The sequence below is a fragment of the Haloarcula sp. KBTZ06 genome, from assembly GCF_048595605.1.
Taxonomy (GTDB): Archaea; Halobacteriota; Halobacteria; order Halobacteriales; family Haloarculaceae; genus Haloarcula; species Haloarcula hispanica.
On the sequence record NZ_CP184337.1, the window covers coordinates 1,002,769 to 1,024,686 of the forward strand.

Below are 21,918 nucleotides of genomic sequence, written 5' to 3' on the forward strand. Positions count from 1 at the left end.
GATAACCGCTAGGCTGTCGTCACGTCGATCCGCGTGCCGCCGGATTCGCTGCTCCCGACCGATACTGTCCAGCCGTGGGCGCGCGCCGCAGTTTCGACGAGGAACAGTCCGTATCCCTCCCCCTCCCGCGTCGTCCCGAAGCCCTGGTCGAACACTTCGTCGCGGTCCGCTTCGGGAATCCCCGGGCCGTCGTCGGCCACGTAGAACCCGGACTCGGTTGCACCGATGGTGACGGTTACGGGTCCCTCGCTGTGTGTGACCGCGTTGTCGAACAGTTCGCGGAGGAGCAACTGCAGTCGGTCGTTTTCGGCGTCGACAGACGTGTCAGTCACCACTTCCAGCGTCGCATTTTCGTAGCTCTCTGCGGCCCAGACCTCAGTGGCTACGTCAGAAAGCGAGAGCGAGTCCGTTTCCGAGACGGGACACGCGGTGCTCCCGATGCGCGAGAGATCGGTGAGCAGTGTCTCGACTCGGCGAACGGACCGATTCAATGCGTCTTCGTGGGGCTCACCGATGTCGAGTAGCTCTAATCGGCCCATAACGACGTTCAGCGGGTTCTTCGCGTCGTGAGAGACGCCGCTCGATATGTCGTCCCACTGTACGGCACCGACCCGCCAGTCGGTCGGCCACCGGGTCGCGTACGCTTCGAGTTTCGCGGCCAACAGGGATGCCGGCGTCTCCGCGGTCACGTAATCGGTGACGCCGGCCCGGAGCGCCTCGGTGACCCGGTCCGGTTCGGGGTCGCTCGCGACGAGGACAATCGGAATCTCGGCCCCGGCCGCTCGCAGTTCCTCGAACACCGCTATCCCGTCGTGGTCGCCGTCGTCACTGACGACGACACCTCTGACATCCCCGTCACTCAGCCGGTCCCGTACGACGCTCGTGTCTCGGACTGCCTCGGCTGTTGCCCCGTCCGTTGTCAGCGCCTCGGAGAGTGCCGCAGCTAGGTCTGTCGCTTCGGTACCGACCACGAGATAGACGGTCCCACGAGCAGGCGTCATCACCTGACACTACGAAAACGGACGACAAGAAACCGACGGTGCCCTACAGCAGGTCTTCGACGTGGTCGGCGACTTCCTCCGGCGTGTCACCGACAGGGACGCCGTTGTCCTCGAGCGCGGTAATCTTCGACTGCGCGGTCCCGGTACCGGAGCCGGAGACGATAGCGCCGGCGTGGCCCATGCGCTTTCCGGGCGGTGCGGTCCGACCGGCGATGAAGCCGGCGACCGGCGTGTCCATGTGCTCGCCAATGAAGCGCGCGGCCTCCTCCTCGTCTTCACCGCCGATTTCGCCGCACATCACGACGGCGTGGGTGTCGGGGTCGGCCTCGAACTGTTCGAGCGCGCCGATGAAGTCCGTCCCGATAATGGGGTCGCCGCCGATACCGATGGCCGTCGACTGGCCGATGCCGCGGTTGGTGAGGTTGTCGACGACCTGGTAGGTCAGCGTCCCCGAGCGGGAGACGAGACCGACGTTCCCCTCTGAGAAGATGTTCCCCGGGAGGATGCCGAGCTTGGCGACGCCGGGCGTGATGACGCCGGGGCAGTTCGGACCGACGAGATGCGTGTCGGTCTCCTGCAGTTTGCGGTAGACCCGGGCCATGTCCTGGGTCGGGATACCCTCGGTGATGGCGACGACGAGGTCGATGCCGTCTGCATCGAGTGCCTCGAAGCAGGCGTCACCGGCGAAGGCCGGCGGCACGAACACGACGGCGGCGTTGGCGTCTTCCTCGCGGGCCGCGCCCTGCACGGTGTCGAACACCGGGACGCCGGCGACTTCTTGGCCGCCGCGGCCGGGCACTGCGCCGGCGACGACGTTCGTCCCGTACTCAAGCATCTGTTCGGTGTGGAACTTCCCTTCTCCGCCGGTGATTCCCTGTACAACGACGCGTGTGTCTTCGTCGACTAGAACACTCATGCTTCCACCTCCTTTGCGTACTCGACCGCACGCTGGACGGCGTCCTCCAGCGTGTGCTCGACCGTGACCAGGTCCTCGTTCAGAATCTCCATCCCCTCCTCGGCGTTGGTCCCCGCGAGCCGGACGGTGACCGGCTTCGGAATCTCGTCGAACTGCTCCAGCGCCTGGTTGATGCCGTTGGCGACTTCGTCGCCGCGGGTGATGCCGCCGAAGATGTTGAACACGACCGAGTCGACGTTCTCGTCGGAGAACACCATGTCGAGCGCGTTGGCGATCCGGTCGGCCTTCGCGCCGCCGCCCACGTCGAGGAAGTTGGCGGGTTCGCCGCCGTAGTAGTCCACGAGGTCCAGTGTCGTCATCACGAGGCCCGCGCCGTTGCCGATGATGCCGACGTTGCCGTCCAGTCGGACGTAGTCGAAGCCGTACTCGTCGGCCTTCTGTTCGAGTTCGTCGCCCTCCGCCGCTTCCTCGCCCATCTCCGCGATTTCGGGCTGGCGGAACAGCGCGTCGCCGTCGATGTTCATGACAGCGTCGGCCGCGATGACCTCGTCGTCGGCCGTGATCATCAGCGGGTTGATCTCCGTGTCGGCGCCGTCGCGGTCGTCCCAGAGCTGGTACAGCGTCGTGAGGACGCTCGCCACGTCGTTTGCGACCTCGCGGTCGACACCGGCCTCGTAGACGACCTTCCGGGCCTGGAACGGGTGCATGCCGAAGGCGGGGTCGATGTGCTCCCGGGCGATGGCGTCGGGGTCCTCCTCGGCGACCTCCTCGATGTTGACGCCACCTTTAGTGGACACCATTGCGACGGGGCGGCCCTCGCCGCGGTCCATCGTCACGCCGACGTACAGCTCGTTGACGAAGTCGACGGCTTCCTCGACGAGCACCTTCGAGACGTGGTAGCCCTTGAGGTCCATCCCGATGATGTCCTCGGCAGCTTCGCGAGCCTCCTCCTTGGACTCGACGAGCTTGATGCCGCCGGCCTTGCCGCGGCCGCCGACGTGTACCTGTGCTTTGATGGCGACCGGATATCCGATTTCCTCGGCCGCGTCGACGGCCTCGTCCACTGTCTCGGCCAGCTGCGAGGCGGGCGTCGGGATGCCCGCGTCAGCGAAGACTTGCTTCGCCTGGTATTCGTGCAAGCGCATGTCATGCAGAAAGCCGAGCGGTGGCGATTTAAATCCGTCCGTTTCTCTTCCGGCGACCACGCGGAATCCGTCCCAGTTTACTGTGGGTGAGGATAGTGGTTCGGGAGCGCGCTGTAGCGCGATACGGCTGGTTCTGAAGCGACTCGGGATGCCAAGGAGCGTTCCGGCCGTCCCAACATCGAATCCAATCCGATAGACCCACAGCGCCACACTGCGAAGCGAGCGTATGGCCGACGACAGGCACGGGACCGACGACGTCGACGACGAGACGCTGGATGCTGTGGCCGAGGCGCTTCGCACCGCCGAAACTGGCGTCGCCCTCACCGGCGCGGGCGTCTCGACAGCGTCGGGCATCCCCTCCTTTCGCGGCGACGACGGTATCTGGGAGCGCCACGACCCGGCGGACTTCCACCGCCGTCGCCTCGACGCCGACCCGGCGGGCTTCTGGGCGGACCGAATATCGCTGCGGGAGGTCATCTACGGCGACATAGACCCCGAGCCCAACGCCGCCCACGAGGCGCTGGCGGCGCTTGAAGCGGACGGCCACCTCGACGCCGTGCTCACGCAGAACATCGACGGGCTGCACGACGCCGCCGGGACGGACCGGGTCGTCGAACTGCACGGAACCCATCGGCGCGTGGTCTGTGACGACTGCGGCCACCGTCGGGAGGCCGAGGCGGTATTCGAACAGGCCGCCGAAAGCAGCGACTTACCGCCGCGCTGTGACTGCGGCGGCGTCTACCGCCCGGACGTCGTGCTGTTCGGCGAACCCATGCCCGACGTGGCGATGCACGAAGGCCAGCGCCTCGCCCGGGACAGCGACGTGTTCCTGGCTGTAGGGTCGTCCCTGTCGGTACAGCCCGCGTCACTGCTTCCGAAAATCGCGGCGGAAGCGGGGAGCACGCTGATCGTGATAAACTACGAGGAAACGCCGCGTGACGCGAGTGCGGCGCACGTACTTCGTGCGGATGTCACGCAGGTCCTTCCGACGCTTGTCGAGCGGGTGTAACAGCGCGGAGGCGGTCTACAGCTCGACGCCGCCGGGAATCAGGCTCTGCCCGCGCAGGAGGCTCCCGTCGGGGTCGTAGACGAGCAGCGTCCGCAGTTCGTAGGTCCGTGACTCGTCTTCGCCGTCGGTGAGATGGACTGTAAACTGTGGGTCTTCTTGAGCGTCCGCCGCGGAAACGAGCGCGTCGATGTCCGCCGTCGGTGCTGTCGCCTCGAAAATGTACTCACCGGTGAGGCGGTTCGTCAGCGAAAGCACCCCGTCGCTTTCGGGCTGGCGGCGGAAGGTCACGTCGATCTCCTCGCCATCGAGTGTGCCGCCGTCTACTTTACTGAGGCGCTCGCGGAGCTCTCCTGTCGGCCCATCGTATACAATCGCGATCGTCGGGTCGTCGTTGTCGGTGGCCGAAGCCTGGATGTCGACGGTGAAGTAATCACGCCTCATTCCGGTGTTTACAGGTACGTGGCCCGGCCAAATGAACGTAACGGCGCACCGACTGTCGGTATCGGTAGCTTTTACCGGACCGGCCCACCCTCTGACAGTAGCATGGCCTGGGTGAAATCAGAGTACGCCGGCGAGTTCGCGGTGCTTGCGACGTGGCTCGTGGGACTGGCCCCGTGGTCGGTGTCGCTGTTCGAGATTGAGGGGGTAACTGTCGTCGGGCTTCGCTTTCTTCCGTTCCGGTTCCAGTTCATCTTCGGAGCGACGCTCCCCGGAGAGCGGCCGTTTCTCTGGGCGTGGCAGGTCGCCGCGTTCCAGGAGTCGGAGCCGCTTGCGCTCGCCGGGACACTCGGGGTCGCGGCCCTGGTCGGCTTCCTGTTCCCGCTCGGCCTCAGCCTCTATTACTACGCCGCTGAGGACCGCGTTGAAGCGGTTCTCCCTATGGACCCAGTGCGACTGTTCGGCGGGCTGCTTGGGCTTGTTGGCGTCCTCACGCTCGCGGCCAGCGGGCTGTTCATCACGTCGTTCCCCGGTATCACCGTCCCCATCGGGGCGCTCGTCGCCCTCGTGTTCGCCTATTTGCTGCTGACTGTCGACCGCGCGTGACAGCCAGTCCGGTCCCGTTCGTCCGACCGCTGGCGATTATACTCCTGATAATTTGGCGAGCGAATTTAAGTAGGTGGATACGATAGCAGAGGTATATTCCGCGGAGCACCGTGTGCTCCCCACTGAACCACCGATGTCGAACCCAGAATCTCCCGAACCCGGTGCCTTCGTTTCGGACCCGCTCGGCCACATCCAGTCGTGGCTCTCGCGGACCGCGACGGTGTTGAGCGGGTCAGCGGTTCCGACGGCAAACTACGACCCCAGCCGCCACGGGACGCTGGTCGAATTCGACGGTCTGAACGGCTATAACGAGGTCGAACGCTACTGGCTGAACGCCCCCTTCGCCTTCGCCTCTATCAACCACGACCCGGACCGCGACGAGCACCTGTATCAGGTCGTCGAGCCGTCGCTGACCGACATCGAGCGAGAACTGCTCGACCGTCTGTTCGAGGACATCCGCATCCCGCTTATCTACCGCGACGATGTCGACGCCGACCCGGAGCGCGTCCTCGCCGAAGAACTCGAAGCCAGGCTTGAGGAGTACGGCGTCGTCATCGAACCCGAGACGTTCTACCGCCTGTTTTACTACCTGCATCGCTCCTTCCAGGGCTACGGTCACATCGACCCTCTGATGCACGACCCGGACATCGAGGACATCTCCTGTGACGGGGCGAACCTCCCCATCTTCGTCTACCACGACGGCTACACGGACATCGAGACGAACATCACCTACGACGCCGACGAACTGAACGACTTCGTCATCCAGCTGGCCCAGCGCTCCGGTCGGCACGTCTCCGTCTCTGACCCCGTCGTCTCGACGACGCTCCCGGACGGCTCCCGTATCGAACTGGCGCTCGGCGAGGAGGTGACTCCCCGCGGTTCGGCATTCACCATCCGGAAATACGCCGACGAACCGTTCACGCCGATTGAACTGCTGGACTATGGCACGTTCTCCGTCGAGATGCTCGCGTACCTCTGGCTGGCCATCGAGTCCAACAAGTCGCTCATCTTCGCGGGCGGGACGGCGGCCGGCAAGACCACGTCGATGAACGCGCTGGCGATGTTCCTCCCGCCCCGGTCGAAGGTACTCTCAATTGAGGACACCCGCGAGCTATCCCTGTATCACGACAACTGGCTCTCCTCAGTCACCCGCGAGCGACTGGACGATTCGGACATCACGATGTACGACCTGCTGCGGTCCGCGCTCCGGCACCGCCCCGAGTACATCATCGTCGGCGAGGTTCGTGGTGAGGAAGCTATCACGCTGTTCCAGGCGATGAACACCGGGCACACGACGTTCTCGACGATGCACGCGGACTCGGTCCAGACCGTCATTAACCGGCTGGAGAACGAGCCAATCAACGTCCCGCGGCCGATGGTTCAGAGCCTCGATATCCTCTGTGTGCAGGTGCTGGCCCGCTCGGGTGACGAGCGCGTCCGCCGTGCCAAAACGCTCGCCGAAATCGAGGGCATCGACCAGCGAACCGGCGAACTGGACTACTCGACGACATACAACTGGCGGGCCACCGAGGACCGTTTCTCCGAGAACAACAGCGAGCTACTGGACGAAATCCGCGAGGAGCGCGGCTGGAGTCAGTCAGAACTGCTGACCGAACTCCGTAACCGCCAGCGGTTCCTCCGCTACCTCCAGTCCGAGGGCATCACCGACTACCGGAAGTTCACGGCGATGGTCAACAAGTACTACGCGGACAAGGAACAGGTCATGGCGAACATCGACGATGCGATAGCCTGACATGGCGCTGAACCCGCTCGGTCTGGCTCCGCTCGCCGTCGTCGTCGGGATTCTCGGGCTTATCGGCTACAGCACTGTCAACGAGCGCTTCGACCGCAACGTCACGCGGCTGTCCCGACGGCTCTTCGGCCGGTACGTGGGCGAATCGCCCAAACGCGAACGACAGCTCGAAGCCGCCTACATCGACGAGACCTATCGCGGGTACGCCGCCAGAACGCTGGTGTACGCCTGTGTGGGGGCTGTCGCCGGCGCTATCACCGGCGCGTACGCCATCGGCGGCTTTCTGCTTGTGCTACCGGCGCTAGTGAACCTTGCACAGGGGCTCCCCTCGACGATGGTGAACGCCTTCGGCCTGCGAACGTTCGAACTCGTGCTGACGCCGACAGGGACTCTCTACATCCTCATCGGCGGCGGCGTGCTCTCGGGCGCGGCGACGGCAGGACTCACGTACCTCTACCGCTGGGAGCGGCTCAAGAATCAGGCGGACGTGCGGAGCCGGAACATCGACGAGGGGATGGCCCGCACCATCGCCTTCATGTACGCGCTCTCCCGCGGTGGGATGTCCTTCTCGGACGTGATGCGTGTACTGGCCCGGAATCAAGAAATCTACGGTGACACAGCCAGAGAGGTCGGCGTCGCTGTCAGGGAGATGGACCTGTTCGGCCGGGACATGATTACGGCGCTCGAACACGTCTCCCGGCGGACCCCCAGCGAACAATTCAAGACGTTTATTGAGAACCTCTCCAGCGTCCTCCAGAGCGGCCAGTCGCTGGCCCCGTTCCTCCGCGAGCAGTACGAGCGCCATCAGGAGGAAGCCGCCGAGCGTCAGGAGGACCTGCTGGAACGGCTGGCCACGGTCGCCGAGGCGTACGTCACCGTGTTCGTCGCCGCCGTGCTCTTCTTGATGACGATTCTCCTCGTGTTCGGCCTGACGACGACGGACACGCTCTGGCTGTTACAGATGATGGCATATCTCGTCATCCCGCTGGCTAACGTCGGGTTCATGGTATATCTCGATAGCAAGCTCCAGTCGCTTGGTATCGGGAACGGCGGGACGACAGACATTCTGGACCGGTACGAAACGGCGACGCTGGGGAAACCCAGTCTGGGGTCTGGCCCTCTCGGCCTGCCTGATGGCGGCGTCGTCCCGGCCGACGAGGCGAACTGGGACCGGCTCAGGTTCCACGACCGCGTGGAATCGCTTCGGGAACTGCTCAGCTCCCCGATTCAGTCGCTGGTCTGGAACCCGGTGTACGTCCTCTATCTCACCGTGCCCGTCGCGGTAGTGCTGTTGCTCGTCCGTGCCCCACCTGCGTTCCAGGCATCGACGGTCAACATCCGTCTCCTCGACGACCTCGTCATCCAGTCAGTCCTGCTGATTCTGGGGCCGTTCGCGCTGGTGCGGTTCATCTACACGCAGCGGCTATCCCGAATCGAGGACGCGACGCCGGACCTGCTCGAACGGCTGGCGAGCCTGAACGAGGCCGGGATGACCGTCGTGGAGAGTCTCCGCCGGGTCCGCGGCAGTGACATCGGCGTGCTCACCCAGGAGATGCACCGCATCTGGGCCGACATCAGGATGGGCGCGAACGTCGACGACGCGCTCGTCCGGTTCGGCCGCCGGGTCCAGACCACGGCCGTCACGCGGATCGTGACGCTGTTGACCCACGCGATGCACGCCTCGGGCCAGCTCGGCCCGGTGTTCCGCATCGCGGCCACCCAGTCACGGGCGGACCTCCGACTGAAACGGCGGCGACGCCAGCAGATGCTCACCTACCTCGTCGTCATCTACGTCGCCTTCCTGGTGTTTCTGGTCATCATCGTCGCCGTGCAGGAGGTGCTCGTCCCGAGCTTGCCGTCCAGCGTGCCGACGCCGGCCGGGGAGTCGAACCGACTGGGCGTCAACGTCGACCAGTTCGCCCGCTTCGGCCGCGTCGACAAGGCCGCGTACACGCTCGTGTTCTTCCACACCGCGCTGATTCAGGCCGTCCTCACCGGCTTCATCGGCGGCCAACTCGGCGAGGGCACGCTCAAGGACGGCGCGAAACACGCCGCAATTCTGCTGGGTGTCGCGTACGTCGCGTTCATCCTGCTGTCCTCGCCCGTCGCCTCGATGACGGTCACCAGCCCCGCCGTTTCCGGCGACCAGATAACGGTCGAATCGGCGTCGCTGTCGGAGGGTGGATTCATCGTCGTCCGCCAGTTCGAGGAGGACGGCAGAGTGCTCGGGACCTCCGAGTACCTCCCTGCCGGAAGCCACAGTGACGTGCAGATCACCCTCGACAGACCGCCGTCGACCGGCCAGTCGCTCGTGCTCGTCGCCCATCAGGACACCAACGGGAACCAGCAACTCGACTACCCATTCGGCGACAATTCGGGGGCACCGGACCGGCCATACGCGTCCTCGACGGCTGGGGAGAACGTCACGGTCGAGTATACGGTCGAGTGACGCTGGATTTACGGTGCCGAATCGGGTAGGGTGCGCTGATGGAGTTCGCCGCCTTCGCCGACCGGGCCGAAGCAATCGAAGCCGAGAGCGCCGATACCGCGATAACCGAGGCGGTAACCGACCTGTTCACTGACGCAGGGTCGGACCTCCCGACGCTCGCTCGCTTCGTTCAGGGCCGGGTGTTTCCGGCCTACGAGTCCCGCACGCTCGACGTCGGCCCGCGGCTCTGCTACGAGGCGATTGCCCGGGCGGCCGGCCAGAACGTCGGCGCTGACGACGTAGAGCAGCGCCTCGCTGACATGGGCGAAATAGGGGCTGTTGCGGCCAGCTATGACCTCGGCGGCCAGCAGGGACTCGCCGCATTCGGAGCAGGCGAGAGCGGGAGCGACGCACTGACCGTCACAGAACTCGACGAGAGCCTCCGGGACCTGGCCGCCGTCGACGGCAGCGGGAGCCAGGGGACGAAGGTTGACATCCTCTTTGGCCTGTTCTCGCGGTGTTCGTCGACGGAAGCCGGCTACCTCGCCCGCCTCGTCCTCTCAGAGATGCGTATCGGCGTCGGCGAGGGGACGGTCCGGGACGCCGCCGCGGCCGCTTTCGACGTGCCGGTCGAGGCCGTCGAACGGGCCGTGCAGGTGTCGAACGACTACGGTATGGTTGCCGAAGTGGCCCGCGACGAGGGGGAGTCCGGACTGGCGACCGTCACCCTCGAAATCGGTCGCCCCGTTCAGGCGATGCTGGCACAGGCGGGCACGGTCGCTGGCGCGCTCGAAGACTGGGACCGCGCCGCGGTCGAGTGGAAGTACGACGGCGCTCGCGTGCAGGTCCACTTCGACGGCGAGGACGCCCGGCTGTTCTCCCGGAACATGGAGGAAGTCACGGACCCGCTTCCCGAGGTCGTCGACACTGTCGAGTCGACACTCGACGCACCGGCAATTCTCGACGGCGAGGTGGTCGCAGTCGACGCCGACGGCGACCCGCTCCCGTTTCAGGAGGTGCTGCGGCGCTTCCGCCGGAAACACGACGTTGCCGCGGCCCGCGAGGACGTGGCCGTCCGCCTGCACGCCTTCGACTGCCTGCACGCCGACGGCGAGGACCTGCTCGATGCCTCGCTGAAGACGCGCCATGACCGCCTCGAATCACTCTTGCCTGCCGGGAGTGACGTTGTCTCGCGGATGTGGCTGTCCGACGACGCCGAGGAAATTGAAAATCTGGAGGCTGAGGCCCTCGCCGCTGGGCAGGAGGGAATCATGCTGAAAGACCCGACCGCAGCCTACTCGCCCGGCAAGCGGGGCAAGCACTGGCGCAAGCGCAAACCTGACGTGGAGACGCTCGACTGTGTCGTCACCGGCGCGGAATGGGGCGAAGGCCGCCGGGCGAACGTGCTTGGCTCGTTCGAGCTTTCTGTCCGAACCGACGACGGCTACGCTACCGTCGGCAACGTGGCGACGGGCATTACCGACGAGGAACTGGACGACCTGACGGAGCGCTTCGAACCGCACATCCGGCGAGAGGACGGCCGCGACGTAACCCTTGACCCGGCGATTGTCTTCGAGGTCGGCTACGAGGAGATCCAGGCCTCCCAGTCCTACGACTCGGGCTATGCGCTCCGGTTCCCCCGGTTTCTCTCGGTTCGTGAGGACAAGACCCCGGACGACGCCGACCCGCTGGAGCGCGTTGAGCGGCTGGCGGCGTCACAGTAGCGCCGTCGGACTGGGACGGACCGACACGCGTAATGGCCGTCTCCGAGAACGACCGTACATGACAGTCAGACACGACGGCATCACCGCGGAGTGGCTCGGCTACGCGACGCTGCGGCTGGAAGGCGATGACACGGTCGTCTACTTCGACCCCGGCCGGTACGGCGTGCTCACCGGCGAGTGGGAGCCTGACACGCCCGGTATCGGCCATCCGCCGACGCAAGACTACGCTCCGAAAGACGGGGACATCGTCTGCGTGACACATATCCACCACTACGACCCCGACGGCATCCGCCGCGTCGCCGCTGAGGACGCCACCGTCGTCGCATTCGAGGGTATCAACGTCCACGCGACCGACCGCGACCTCGACCGCCTCGCTGACCTCGATTACGAGGTCCGCAAAGTAGGGATGGAGGCCGACGTGTTAGTCGACGACGTGCCCATCTGGACCATGCCGGCGTACAACCACGAGGACGGCCGGAACGTGAAAGACGATGGGAGCCCGATTCACCCAAAAGGTATCGGCTGTGGCTTCCTCGTCGCCATCGACGACACCCGCGTGTTCTGGCCGGGCGACACCGACGTGCTGGACGGCCACGCCGAACTCGACGTGTCGCTGTTCGTCCCCTCTATCGCCAAGAACTACACCATGAACCGCCACGAGGCCGCCGATCTGGCCGAGGCGATGGACCCGGACCTCGTGCTCCCGATGCACTACAACACGTTCGAGTCGCTCGAGGCAGATTCCGGTGCGTTCGCCGAGGATGTCGCAAAACGCGGCGTTCCGGTCGTACTTGACGAGAACTGACTGGCGAACCCGTCTTCGGCGACCCGAGACAGCGGACGGTCTATCTGTCAGTCAAAACAACATTGAAGGATTCAGCAGAACACCACCGACATGGAACGCGCCAGTGACCGAACAGGGGAAACACGTTCCCCAGCCGAACGAACGCCCTCGTTCGGTCACCTACTGCTCGTCTGGCTCCTCGTCGGGCCGTCGCTGTGGTCCCTTGGTTCTGCCGTGGCCGATGCGATTCAGGCCGAACTGCCGCTGTCGACGATGGGAGCCGGCCTGCTGTTCGGAACGATAGTCGTCGTGTCGTTCTGGACCGCCGGCTTTCAGCCCTCACTCAGGGCCAGTTTCGGCTATTTTGTCGCGGAACTGAGTATCTATCTGGTCTTGGCTGTCGGGGTCGTTACGGTCTTCGTTCCGACCTTTACACCGTGGGTTACGATTGCTGTCCAACTCGTGTCTATCTGTCTCGCCGCGACGCTGGTGTTCACCCCGGTCGGTGCGAACATACGGAACTGGTTCCGGCGACATGTCCGCTCTCTGCTGAAACTACCGCCACAAGACCGGTCAGTCGATCACGACTGATGGATTCTCGACCGAGCAAACGCGGATTCGTTTTGCCGGTCAGTCGTTCCGGGTAGTACACTAATTGCGCACCGGCCTCACCACGACTGTTCCCGTTTTCCACTCGACAGAAAACATTTACCGAGTGACAGGAGATGGAATCCCAATGCCCTCCTCCCGTCGGCGATACCTTCGTGGCTGTGTGGCGACCCTCGGACTGGCGTCCGCTGGCTGTCTCGGTTCGAACGGGTACATAGAGACTTCACCGATTGGAACTGAGACGACACCAGAATTAGAGGCTGGGACGGCCGCCCACAAGCAGAGCAGGGAAACGGAACCGTTCGTCGCCTGGCAGCAATCACTCGGTTCACCGATCACTGCCCCGCCAATTAGTACGGGGAGCGGTCTGTCCGTCGGGACTGAGTCGGGAACGGTCAAATCATTTGCAACTGCTGACGGGAGCCAACAGTGGATGTACGATGCGAGCGACCCCATCCGCGCGCAGCCGAGACGCGTCGGGAACACCGTATTCGTCGTAAGCGGGAAAGAGGGGCTGTACGAGGACCACATCGTCGTGGCACTCGACGCCGAAAGCGGTGCAAAGCAGTGGACGTTCTCGCCCGGGGAGTGGTGGCTGGAGTTGCTCGGCGCGACCGAGGAGATGGTGTACGTCGGGACCAACACCGATGCCCCGTCGAAGCAGGGACGGACGCTCTACGCGCTCGCTGTTGCCGACGGGTCGGTGCAATGGTCCGGGGAAATCGGGGACCAGTACGAGGGAGCGGTGCGCAACGGGGCGATATACGTGGCGTCGTACGGCCGGTTCTACGCGTACGACGCTGAGACCGGTGAGAAACGGTGGGCTACTGACGTTGCCGACTACTACTCTCGGACGATGGTCGCCACCGACGACATGCTCTGTTATGCCGCCGACGTGGACGAGACCCACGGAACGGTAATCGGCGTCGCCGCTGACACCGGCGAGACCGTCTGGAGACATGACGAAGGGTCCGTCGCATCGACGACGCTCCATGATGGGACGCTCTACGTCGGTGGTACACACGTCGCCGCGCTCGACCCGACGACCGGCGAGCAACAGTGGCGAGCGAAGCAGTCGGGCTCTGTCCAACAGGCCCCGGTTCAGAACGACGTCCTCTATGCAGGTGGTGACAAGATACGTGGCTACGACAGTAGCGACGGCGAACAGAGATGGACGTGGGAGCCCAACGTAGACGTTGAAGGGGTGGTGCCGGCAGCGGTCGTTTCCGACACCCTGTACGTGGACTCGTGGACGGACGGCGACCCGCGGAATCGATTCAAGTTCGCGGTCGATACGACGGCCGGAACGAAACGGTGGGCGTTCGATGTCGGGAGCAATCTGACCGATCTGTCCGTCGACGAAAATGGGGCCTATGTCGCCGCTGCCGATACCGTGTACGCGCTGGAATAGCCGAGAAAACGCCCCGCTGATGCCGTCTAAAGCAGCCCCATCTCGTCCAGCCGCTCGGGCAGGTACGTCTCAGTCACGAAGTCAAGCCCCCGAGAAGCGAGCGCCTGCTGTTCGGCCTTCTTGTTGATGTCGAGCTGGAGTTCTATCTGTTCCTCCCAGAAGTCAGTCTGGAAACGCGGGTCCTCAAGTTCACTCTCCAGGGCGTTGACGTCGGAGTCCGACAGCGGGTCCGTCGGCAGTTCGTACTCGACGATGTCCTCCGGGCGGATGCCGATGAACTGGGCCTCGGGGGTCGCCAGGTACTCCGAGAGGTGCGCACTCTTGATGGAGCCGTAGGAGACCGACCCGAAGATGCGGTACGACCACGGGTCACCGTCAGTGAATACCGTGACCGGGAGGTCGAGTTCGTCGTGGAGGCGCTTGATGAGCCGCCGGGTGGCCCGCGCGGGCTGGCCGCCGAGGTGGACGACCAGCGCGTCGTACTCGTCGTCGAAGCCGTTCTCGACGAGTCGGTCGCGCATGCCGCCGGTCTCCACGCAGAGGACGAACTTCGCGTCGTTGTCGAGGAACTCGATGGTGTCGGGGTTGTTCGGGATCTGGTAACCGCCCTGTCCCACGTCGTCCTGACAGTGGATCTCGCGGTCGCCGCGGTTGGTCTGCTCGCGGAGGAGCAGCGGCCCCATTACCTTTGCCCCAGACTCCTCCGGACGCATGTGGAAGTCCTCGCGCTTGACATCGGAGACGATTTCCAGATCTTCGATGAGGTTGTTCGACTCGTCTTGCGTGTTGAACTGGGCCTCGTCGAGGTCCCAGGACTCCGAGAGGTAGTACAGTTCACGCAGAGTCGATGAGCGGTCCTCCTCCAGTTGCTGGGAGAGGAAGTCGATGGTGTAGACGGCCTTCAGGATCTTCTCGGCCCCGGAGATCGTCTTGGCCGACCGGGTGGAGTTGCGGTCGCCGTACACCCAGACCTGCTCGTCCTCGTCGAAGACGATGTTCGATTTGGTCCGGGTCGGGATGGTCATCGTCGGCACCTCGCCGTCGGCGAACTGGTCGTAGAAGTCCGCCGCGAGGTCGATGAGTTGCTCGCGCGCTTCCTCGGTGTCAGGTGTGGTGTCTGAATCGGTGCTCATATCAGGCGTTCACCGTGAGTTTCTCCTCTTCGATGCCGTCGACCGAGACGGTGAACTCGGCCTCGCCGGTCACGCTGTATTCGAGGACGGCGGTTTCACCGGCCCCGACGGTCGGGGACCACTTGACGAACCACTCGCCGTCCATCTCGACGACGTTCGCGCCGTTGGTGTCCTGCGGTTCGGCGGTGACGATGTCGGTCAGTTCCACGTCCGCGTTCGTGTCGTCGTTGTTCTCGATGCGGACCCGGACCGTGTCGTCCTCGACCTCGCGCTCGACGAGGACGTTATTCATGATGCGGGCCAGCGAGTCGTCGATGTGAAGCTCGTCGTTGTCGGTGACCTCGGTGAGCTTCTCGGCCATCTCAGGCAGGATGGTCGCGAGTTTGTCCTGCTTCTCGCGGCGCTGTTGCATCGAGCGGCGCTTGTTCAGGTAACTTTTGAGTTCGCGGGCGGCCTCCCGGATGGCGAGTTCGATCTCGTCTTCCATCTCGGGGACGTTGGCGATGGCGTCCTTCGATTCGCTGGTGAAGGGGACGTTCGTCGAGGCGACGTGGACCATGATGACTGCCGGTCCCTTCGGGATGCCCGAGCCGCCGGGCTGGTCGAGGTTGTAGTTGCGCCACCGGATGGATTTCACGACATCTGTGGTCGCACAGGCCCCGCGCTGGTACACCAGCGGCACGCGGTTGGCGAATCGCATCACGTCGACGGTCCCTTCGGCTTCCAGTTCACCGCCGTAGGCGATGCCGGCCTCGACGATGAACGGGTCGCCGCCGTGGACCGACGCGTCCCGCGTCGATGCGGCGTAGAAGTCCGCGTCGAACTCTTTCCGGAGTCCTTCCTCGACGAGTTCCGCGCTGATGGGGGAGAGACAGTCCGTCGGCGGCGCGATGATGTCCGTCTCGCGCATCGCCGACAGCAACTGACTCGCCGTATCGCGGTCGTCGGCGATATCTGAGACCTTCGGCGGCTCTTCCGGAACGCCCTCGGCGGCCGTCCAGAGCGCTTCGAGGACGTTTTCGCGGGCCGTCTCACCGAAGGTTGCGTCGTCCTGTTCCTCGGTCATGTCGGCCGCGCGGTCGATGTAGCCCCGGAGTTCATCGCGGGTCAGCCGGTGGCGGCCGTCGTCGTCGAACTTGTCGGCCAGTCGGCTCGCCAGCCCCTCGATGGCGGCGTCGTCCTTGCGTTTCGTCGTCACGTCGTCGACGAGGGCGTAGAGGTCGCCGGTCAGGTCCGCGGTGACGGCTCCCCAGGCGGCGTCGACGGCGTTCTCCCGAACAGTGGAGCCGAACGTCGTGTCACCGTCGGCTTCGGCGTCCTCGGCTGCATCGTCGACGATGGCTTCGACCTCGTGGTACGCGACCCGGTCGCGGTCGTGGATGGCGTCGGAGACAGCGGCGGCGACCGTCGCCGTCGTCTCGGCTCCTTTGTTCGCCACGGCGTCCTCGACGGCGCTCTCGATGTCGGCGTCCTCGCCGACCTTCGGCGGCTGCCAGGCCATGCCGCGGCCGTAGTGACGGTCGTTGAAGTTCGCGATGACGCTGTCGGCGGTCTTCCCGCCGACGCGGGTGAACTCCGCCTGCATGAAGCCCGACACGGAGTAGGAGTCCGTGGCTTCCAGCATCTTCAGGAGCGTCCCCAGTTCGACGCCGTGCGGGTGGGGGCGTATCTCCTCGGTCTCGTCGGGGAGTTCGGCGCGCTCGGCGCGTTCGAACTTCAGCGATTCGTCCAGCCCCGGCTCGTCGAACTCGATACGAGCGTGGGGGTTGACGACGGCCGTGTCCTGAATGTAGTCCCGCAGTGTCGAGCGGGCCCGCATGTTGGCCTCCATCTCCAGTTCGATGCGCGTGCCGTGGGGTCGCTCCCAGGTCGTCGTCTCGTCGACGCTGATTTCGGGTTCGTTGGTGTCCGTATCGACGATGAGTTCGAAGTACTGGGCCTCGTCTTGGCCCTTCGGCCGGGACGTGATTTTCGCCGGCTTGCCGGAGGTAAGCTGTGAGTAGAGCACGGCCGCAGAGATCCCGATCCCCTGCTGTCCGCGATTCTGCTCCCTGGCGTGGAAACGGGAGCCATAGAGGAGCTTCCCGAAGATTTTCGGTGCCTGTTCCTTCGTGATACCGGGGCCGTTGTCCTCGACGACCAGCTTGTAGTAGTCGCCGGACTCCTGAATCTCGACGTAGATATCGGGGAGAATACCGGCCTCCTCGCAGGCGTCGAGCGCGTTGTCGACGGCCTCCTTGACGGCCGTGACGAGCGCTCGGGCCTCCGAGTCGAAGCCCAGCATGTGCTTGTTCTTCTCGAAGAACTCGGCGATGGAGATGGCCCGCTGGGATTCGGCCAACTCCTCGGCGATCCCCTCGCCCTCGCCGAGTTGCGACTGATACGAGGTCATTGTCGTGCGGTACGTACCCGCGTCGGGGTTAAAAGGTAATCGCCACCGGAGTGAAAGTAAACCCTCCCTTCAAAATCGCAGTCCCGCGCGCGTGCGGGAGCTTTATACGTCCCCCTCTATTAGGACGGGTAAGTTCCTATGTCAGGAGAGTCTGATGAGTACGGCGCAAAGTCGATCCAGACCCTCGAAGGGCTGGAAGCCGTCCAGAAGCGACCCGCGATGTATATCGGGTCGACGGACGCTCGCGGCCTCCATCATCTCGTCTACGAGGTGGTCGACAACGCGATCGACGAGGCGCTCGCCGGCTACTGTGACAACATCGACGTAACGATTCACGACGACGGCTCCGTCTCTGTCAGCGACGATGGACGGGGCATCCCCGTCGATACCCACGAAGAGCACGGCCGCCCGGCCGTGGAGGTCGTGATGACGATTCTCCACGCCGGTGGGAAGTTCGACAACAAGTCCTACCAGGTCTCCGGTGGCCTCCACGGGGTCGGGGTGAGCGTGGTCAACGCCCTTTCGAAGTGGCTCGAAGTCGAAGTCAGGCGCGACGGCGCGCTCTGGAAGCAGCGCTTCGACCACGGCAAACCGGAGTACGACCTGAAGAAGGTCCGCGACCTCGAACCCGACGAGGAAACGGGCACCACGGTCCGGTTCTGGCCTGACGACGAAATCTTCGAGACCGGCGAGTTCAAGTTCTCGACGCTGTCGTCCCGACTGCGGGAACTCGCCTTCCTCAACTCCGGTGTCGCCATCTCTATCATCGACGAGCGCGACGGCGAAACGGAGACATTTGCCTACGACGGTGGCATCCGCGAGTTCGTCGAGTATCTGAACGAGACAAAGGACCCGCTCCACCGCGACATCATCTACTTCGAGGACGAGGAGGAAATCGCTGAGGGGCCGGTTCAGGTCGAGATTGCCATGCAGGGGACCGACGACCTGCAGGGCTCTATTCACGCCTTCGCCAACAATATCAACACGCGCGAGGGCGGGACACACCTCACAGGGTTCAAAACATCGCTCACACGGGTCGTCAACGACTACGCGACCGACAATAATCTGCTGAAAGACCTAGACGATACGCTCAAAGGCGACGACATCCGCGAAGGGCTGACGGCCGTCATTTCTGTCAAACATCCCGACCCCCAGTTCGAGGGCCAGACCAAGACGAAACTCGGCAACAGCGAGGTCCGGGGTATCGTCGAATCGGCGATGCACGACGGGCTTGCTACCTTCTTCGAGGAGAACCCCGACACGGCCGAGGCCATCGTCGGAAAGGCCGTCGAAGCCGCGAAAGCACGGAAGGCCGCACAGAAGGCAGAGGAACTCACCCGCCGGAAGTCGGCGCTCGACTCGACCGCACTGCCCGGAAAGCTGGCCGACTGCCAGACCCGGGACCCCGAGGAAGCCGAACTGTTCATCGCCGAGGGTGACTCCGCGGGCGGCAGCGCCAAACAGGGTCGAAACCCGGATTTCCAGGCCATCCTCCCCATCAAAGGGAAGATTCTGAACGTCGAGAAACACCGGCTGGACCGGATTCTGGAGAACAACGAAATCCGGAACCTCATCACCGCGCTGGGAACCGGCATCGGTGACGAGTTCGACATCGACGACCTGCGTTACGAGAAGATCATCCTGATGACAGACGCGGATGTCGACGGGGCACACATCCGGACGCTCCTGTTGACGCTGTTCTACCGACACATGAAGCCGCTGCTGGAAGCCGGCTACGTGTACGCCTCCCAGCCGCCGCTGTACCGCATTCGCTACCGCGGAAACACGTACGATGCAATGACGGATGCAGAACGCGACAAGATAATCGAAGAGAAGTGTGACGGCAACCCCACCCACGTCCAGCGGTTCAAGGGACTCGGTGAGATGAACCCCGAACAGCTCTGGGAGACGACGATGAACCCCGACAACCGGATTCTCAAACAGATAACTATCGAGGACGCCGCGGCCGCCGACAAGATGTTCAACATTCTGATGGGCGACGCCGTCGAACCGCGCAAGGAATTCATCAAGGAGAACTCGCCTGAAGCGGAGTGGGTCGACATATGAGCTCCGACGCTGACGACGCGAACGCCCCGGCAGAGCAGATCAAGCACGTCCGCATCGAGGACGAGATGGAGCAGTCCTACATCGACTACGCGATGTCGGTTATCGCGGGTCGGGCGCTCCCGGACGTTCGAGACGGTCTCAAACCCGTCCATCGGCGCATCCTCTACGCGATGCACGAGATGGGTGTCTCCTCAAACACCGCCCACCGGAAGTCCTCCTCAATTGTCGGCGACACGATGGGTGACTACCACCCGCACGGCGGCTCAGCCATTTACGACACGCTCGTCCGGATGGCACAGGACTTCTCCATGCGGTATCCGCTGATAGACGGCCAGGGGAACTTCGGCTCGATGGACGGCGACCCCGCGGCCGCCATGCGGTACACGGAGGCCCGGATGGACCCCATCGCCGAGGAACTGCTCGAAGATATCGAGAAAGACACCGTCGACTTCTCCAGTAACTACGACGACCGCCTGCAGGAACCCGACGTGCTGCCGTCGAAGGTCCCGAACCTCCTGTTGAACGGGTCGTCCGGGATTGCCGTCGGGATGTCGACAAACATCCCGCCGCACAACCTCGGCGAACTGGTCGACGCGACGGTCCAACTGCTGGAAAACCCCGACTGCACGGTCGAGGACCTGATGGAGCACATCAAGGGGCCGGACTTCCCGACCGGCGGCAACATCGTCGGCCGCGACGCCATCTACTCGGCGTACGCGACCGGCCGCGGCCGCTTGCGGGTTCGCGCCGAGTATGAGGTCGACCCCGAGGAGGGTCGCATCGTCATCAGCGAACTCCCCTACCAGGAGAACAAGGCCCGCGTCGTCGAGCGCATCGCCGACGACGTGAACGAGGGGAAAATCGAGGGCATCGCCGACCTCCGTGACGAGTCCGACCGCAACGGCGTCCGCATCGTCGTCGAACTCAAGCGCGGGGCGAACATCGACGTGGTCGAGAACCGCCTGCTCGACCACCATCTCGAATCCACCTTCGGCGTCATCAACCTCGCGCTGGTCGACGGCCAACCGAAAGTCCTCTCGCTGAAAGAGACCCTGCAGCACTACATCGACCACCGCCGCGAGGTCGTCCGCCGGCGCTCCGAGTACGACCTCGCCGAAGCCGAGGACCGCGCACACATCCTCGAAGGCCGGCTGAAGGCGCTGGAAAACGTTGAGGACGTGGTCGAGCTCATCCAAAACAGCGAGGACCGCGACGCAGCCCGCACCGGGCTACAGAAGTCCTTCGAGTTCTCCGAGGAGCAGGCCGCTCACATCGTGCGGATGCAACTCGGCTCGCTCACCTCGATGGAAGCGACGGAAATCGAGGAGGAGTACGAGGACGTACAGAACACTATCGACTACCTCGAATCTGTCCTCAACAGCCGCGAGAAGCTCGACAGCGTCATCGCAGACGAACTGCAGGAAGTCAAAGACGAGTACGGCGACGACCGCCGGACGAGCATCATCGAGGACGAGGGCCAGGTCACCCACGAGGACCTCATCCCCGAGGAAGACTGCGTCGTCGTCATCACCGAGGACGACTACATCAAGCGGATGCCGGTCGAGAACTTCGATCCCCAGAACCGCGGCGGCAAGGGGATCATCGGGGCCGACCCCAAGGAGAACGACCGCGTCTCGAAGGTGTTCCGGGCCAACAGCCACGACTACCTGCTCTGTTTCACCAACCAGGGGCAGGTCTACCGGCTCAAGACCTACGAGATCCCGGAGATGTCCCGCACCGCTCGGGGCAAGTCCGCCATCAACCTCATCGACTTAGACGACGGCGAGGAACTGACCGCCGTCGTCTCGACCGACGAGTTCGGCGACGACGAGTGCATCACGATGGTGACCCGGAACGGCTACGTCAAGCGGACCTGCTGTTCGGAGTTCGAGAACATCCTCTCGACGGGGATCATCGCCGCCAAGCTCGAAGACGGCGACGAACTCATCGACGTAGACGTCACCGACGGCACCGGCGACCTCGTCATCGCCACGGAGGCGGGGATGACCATCCGCTTCAGCGAGAGCGAAGTCAGCGAGATGGGTCGTTCCGCCCGCGGTGTCAACGGCATCAAACTGCAGGGCGACGACAAGGTCGCCGCCATGGTCGCCACCGACGACGACGACCCGCGGTCGCTGTTGACCGTGACCGAGCACGGCTTCGGCAAGCGAACCAAACTCGACGAGTACCGCACGCAGTCCCGCTACGGCAAGGGCCTTATCGACATCAAAACCGACGACCGCAACGGCCGGGTGTCCACCGCCAAGGCGGTCACCGACGAGGACCACCTCGTCATCATGTCCGAACAGGGCCAGATTATGCGTATCCGCGCCGGCGACGTATCACAGGTCGGCCGGAACACAAAGGGCGTGACGATTATGGGTCTCGAAGACGACGACTGTGTGGCAAGTGTGACGGTTGTGCCGGCAGAAAGCGAGAAGTAATCGCGAGCGAAGCGAGCGGCCTTTTTCGCCACCGAAAGACTCGCGTCGCTCGTCTTTC

Annotated in this window: 16 protein-coding genes; 10 read left to right on the plus strand and 6 right to left on the minus strand. The window is 64.1% G+C overall.

Annotation, left to right across the window (positions count from 1 at the left end; all coding sequences use genetic code 11):
• Positions 1 to 8: 8 nt before the first annotated feature.
• From ACNO8S_RS05385 to sucC, 3 genes are read right to left on the minus strand one after another with little or no spacing between them, the layout of a single operon-like run.
• Positions 9 to 1,001, minus strand: coding sequence for a hybrid sensor histidine kinase/response regulator (locus ACNO8S_RS05385; RefSeq protein WP_050037838.1), 993 nt, complete (start codon positions 999 to 1,001; stop codon positions 9 to 11).
• A gap of 43 nt (positions 1,002 to 1,044) precedes the next feature.
• The gene (sucD, locus tag ACNO8S_RS05390) at positions 1,045 to 1,917 is read right to left on the minus strand and encodes a succinate--CoA ligase subunit alpha (RefSeq protein WP_014040053.1); all 873 of its coding nucleotides are present in this window, start codon (positions 1,915 to 1,917) and stop codon (positions 1,045 to 1,047) included.
• Positions 1,914 to 3,062 (minus strand): ADP-forming succinate--CoA ligase subunit beta, encoded by a 1,149-nt coding sequence (gene sucC, locus ACNO8S_RS05395; protein WP_014040054.1) that lies wholly within the window; start codon positions 3,060 to 3,062, stop codon positions 1,914 to 1,916. Before sucC ends, sucD begins: the two co-directional genes overlap by 4 nt.
• A 226-nt stretch (positions 3,063 to 3,288) precedes the next feature.
• Here sucC and ACNO8S_RS05400 point away from each other — a divergent pair, with 226 nt between their 5' ends.
• The gene (locus ACNO8S_RS05400) at positions 3,289 to 4,071 is read left to right on the plus strand and encodes an NAD-dependent protein deacylase (RefSeq protein ID WP_014040055.1); all 783 of its coding nucleotides are present in this window, start codon (positions 3,289 to 3,291) and stop codon (positions 4,069 to 4,071) included.
• 15 nt (positions 4,072 to 4,086) lie between these two features.
• Here ACNO8S_RS05400 and ACNO8S_RS05405 read toward each other — a convergent pair whose 3' ends face one another.
• Positions 4,087 to 4,512, minus strand: coding sequence for a DUF5793 family protein (locus ACNO8S_RS05405; RefSeq protein ID WP_014040056.1), 426 nt, complete (start codon positions 4,510 to 4,512; stop codon positions 4,087 to 4,089).
• 102 nt (positions 4,513 to 4,614) lie between these two features.
• On the opposite strand from ACNO8S_RS05405, the gene ACNO8S_RS05410 reads away from it, so the two are divergent.
• The 7 genes from ACNO8S_RS05410 (at position 4,615) to ACNO8S_RS05440 (ending at position 13,824) form a co-directional block, all read left to right on the plus strand.
• Positions 4,615 to 5,115, plus strand: coding sequence for a TIGR04206 family protein (locus ACNO8S_RS05410; protein WP_050037839.1), 501 nt, complete (start codon positions 4,615 to 4,617; stop codon positions 5,113 to 5,115).
• A 133-nt stretch (positions 5,116 to 5,248) separates the two neighbouring features.
• Positions 5,249 to 6,868, plus strand: coding sequence for a type II/IV secretion system ATPase subunit (locus ACNO8S_RS05415; RefSeq protein WP_151146549.1), 1,620 nt, complete (start codon positions 5,249 to 5,251; stop codon positions 6,866 to 6,868).
• 1 nt (position 6,869) lies between these two features.
• Positions 6,870 to 9,317, plus strand: coding sequence for a type II secretion system F family protein (locus ACNO8S_RS05420; protein ID WP_151146546.1), 2,448 nt, complete (start codon positions 6,870 to 6,872; stop codon positions 9,315 to 9,317).
• 38 nt (positions 9,318 to 9,355) lie between these two features.
• A complete protein-coding gene (ligA, locus tag ACNO8S_RS05425) occupies positions 9,356 to 11,020 on the plus strand; it encodes an ATP-dependent DNA ligase LigA (RefSeq protein WP_420182606.1) in 1,665 nt (554 codons plus the stop codon).
• 58 nt (positions 11,021 to 11,078) lie between these two features.
• A complete protein-coding gene (locus ACNO8S_RS05430) occupies positions 11,079 to 11,825 on the plus strand; it encodes an MBL fold metallo-hydrolase (protein WP_420182607.1) in 747 nt (248 codons plus the stop codon).
• Positions 11,826 to 11,915: 90 nt separating this feature from the next.
• Positions 11,916 to 12,395: a hypothetical protein gene (locus tag ACNO8S_RS05435; protein WP_007187990.1), complete on the plus strand. Its 480-nt coding sequence runs from the start codon at positions 11,916 to 11,918 to the stop codon at positions 12,393 to 12,395.
• Positions 12,396 to 12,540: 145 nt separating this feature from the next.
• Entirely contained in the window at positions 12,541 to 13,824 is a 1,284-nt protein-coding gene (locus tag ACNO8S_RS05440) for a PQQ-binding-like beta-propeller repeat protein (protein ID WP_420182608.1), read from the plus strand.
• A 26-nt stretch (positions 13,825 to 13,850) separates the two neighbouring features.
• Here ACNO8S_RS05440 and ACNO8S_RS05445 read toward each other — a convergent pair whose 3' ends face one another.
• Both ACNO8S_RS05445 and ACNO8S_RS05450 read right to left on the minus strand, forming a co-directional pair.
• Positions 13,851 to 14,957, minus strand: coding sequence for a DNA topoisomerase IV subunit A (locus ACNO8S_RS05445; RefSeq protein ID WP_008309777.1), 1,107 nt, complete (start codon positions 14,955 to 14,957; stop codon positions 13,851 to 13,853).
• A gap of 1 nt (position 14,958) precedes the next feature.
• Positions 14,959 to 17,349, minus strand: a complete 2,391-nt coding sequence (locus tag ACNO8S_RS05450) for a DNA topoisomerase VI subunit B (RefSeq protein WP_420182609.1) — start codon at positions 17,347 to 17,349, stop codon at positions 14,959 to 14,961.
• A gap of 138 nt (positions 17,350 to 17,487) precedes the next feature.
• On the opposite strand from ACNO8S_RS05450, the gene gyrB reads away from it, so the two are divergent.
• On the plus strand, positions 17,488 to 19,416 hold the full coding sequence (gene gyrB / locus ACNO8S_RS05455; RefSeq protein WP_014040064.1) for a DNA topoisomerase (ATP-hydrolyzing) subunit B: 1,929 nt from the start codon (positions 17,488 to 17,490) through the stop codon (positions 19,414 to 19,416).
• Positions 19,413 to 21,860: a DNA gyrase subunit A gene (gene gyrA / locus ACNO8S_RS05460; protein ID WP_420182610.1), complete on the plus strand. Its 2,448-nt coding sequence runs from the start codon at positions 19,413 to 19,415 to the stop codon at positions 21,858 to 21,860. The genes gyrB and gyrA overlap by 4 nt, the downstream gene beginning before the upstream one ends.
• The last annotated feature ends 58 nt before the right edge of the window (positions 21,861 to 21,918 follow it).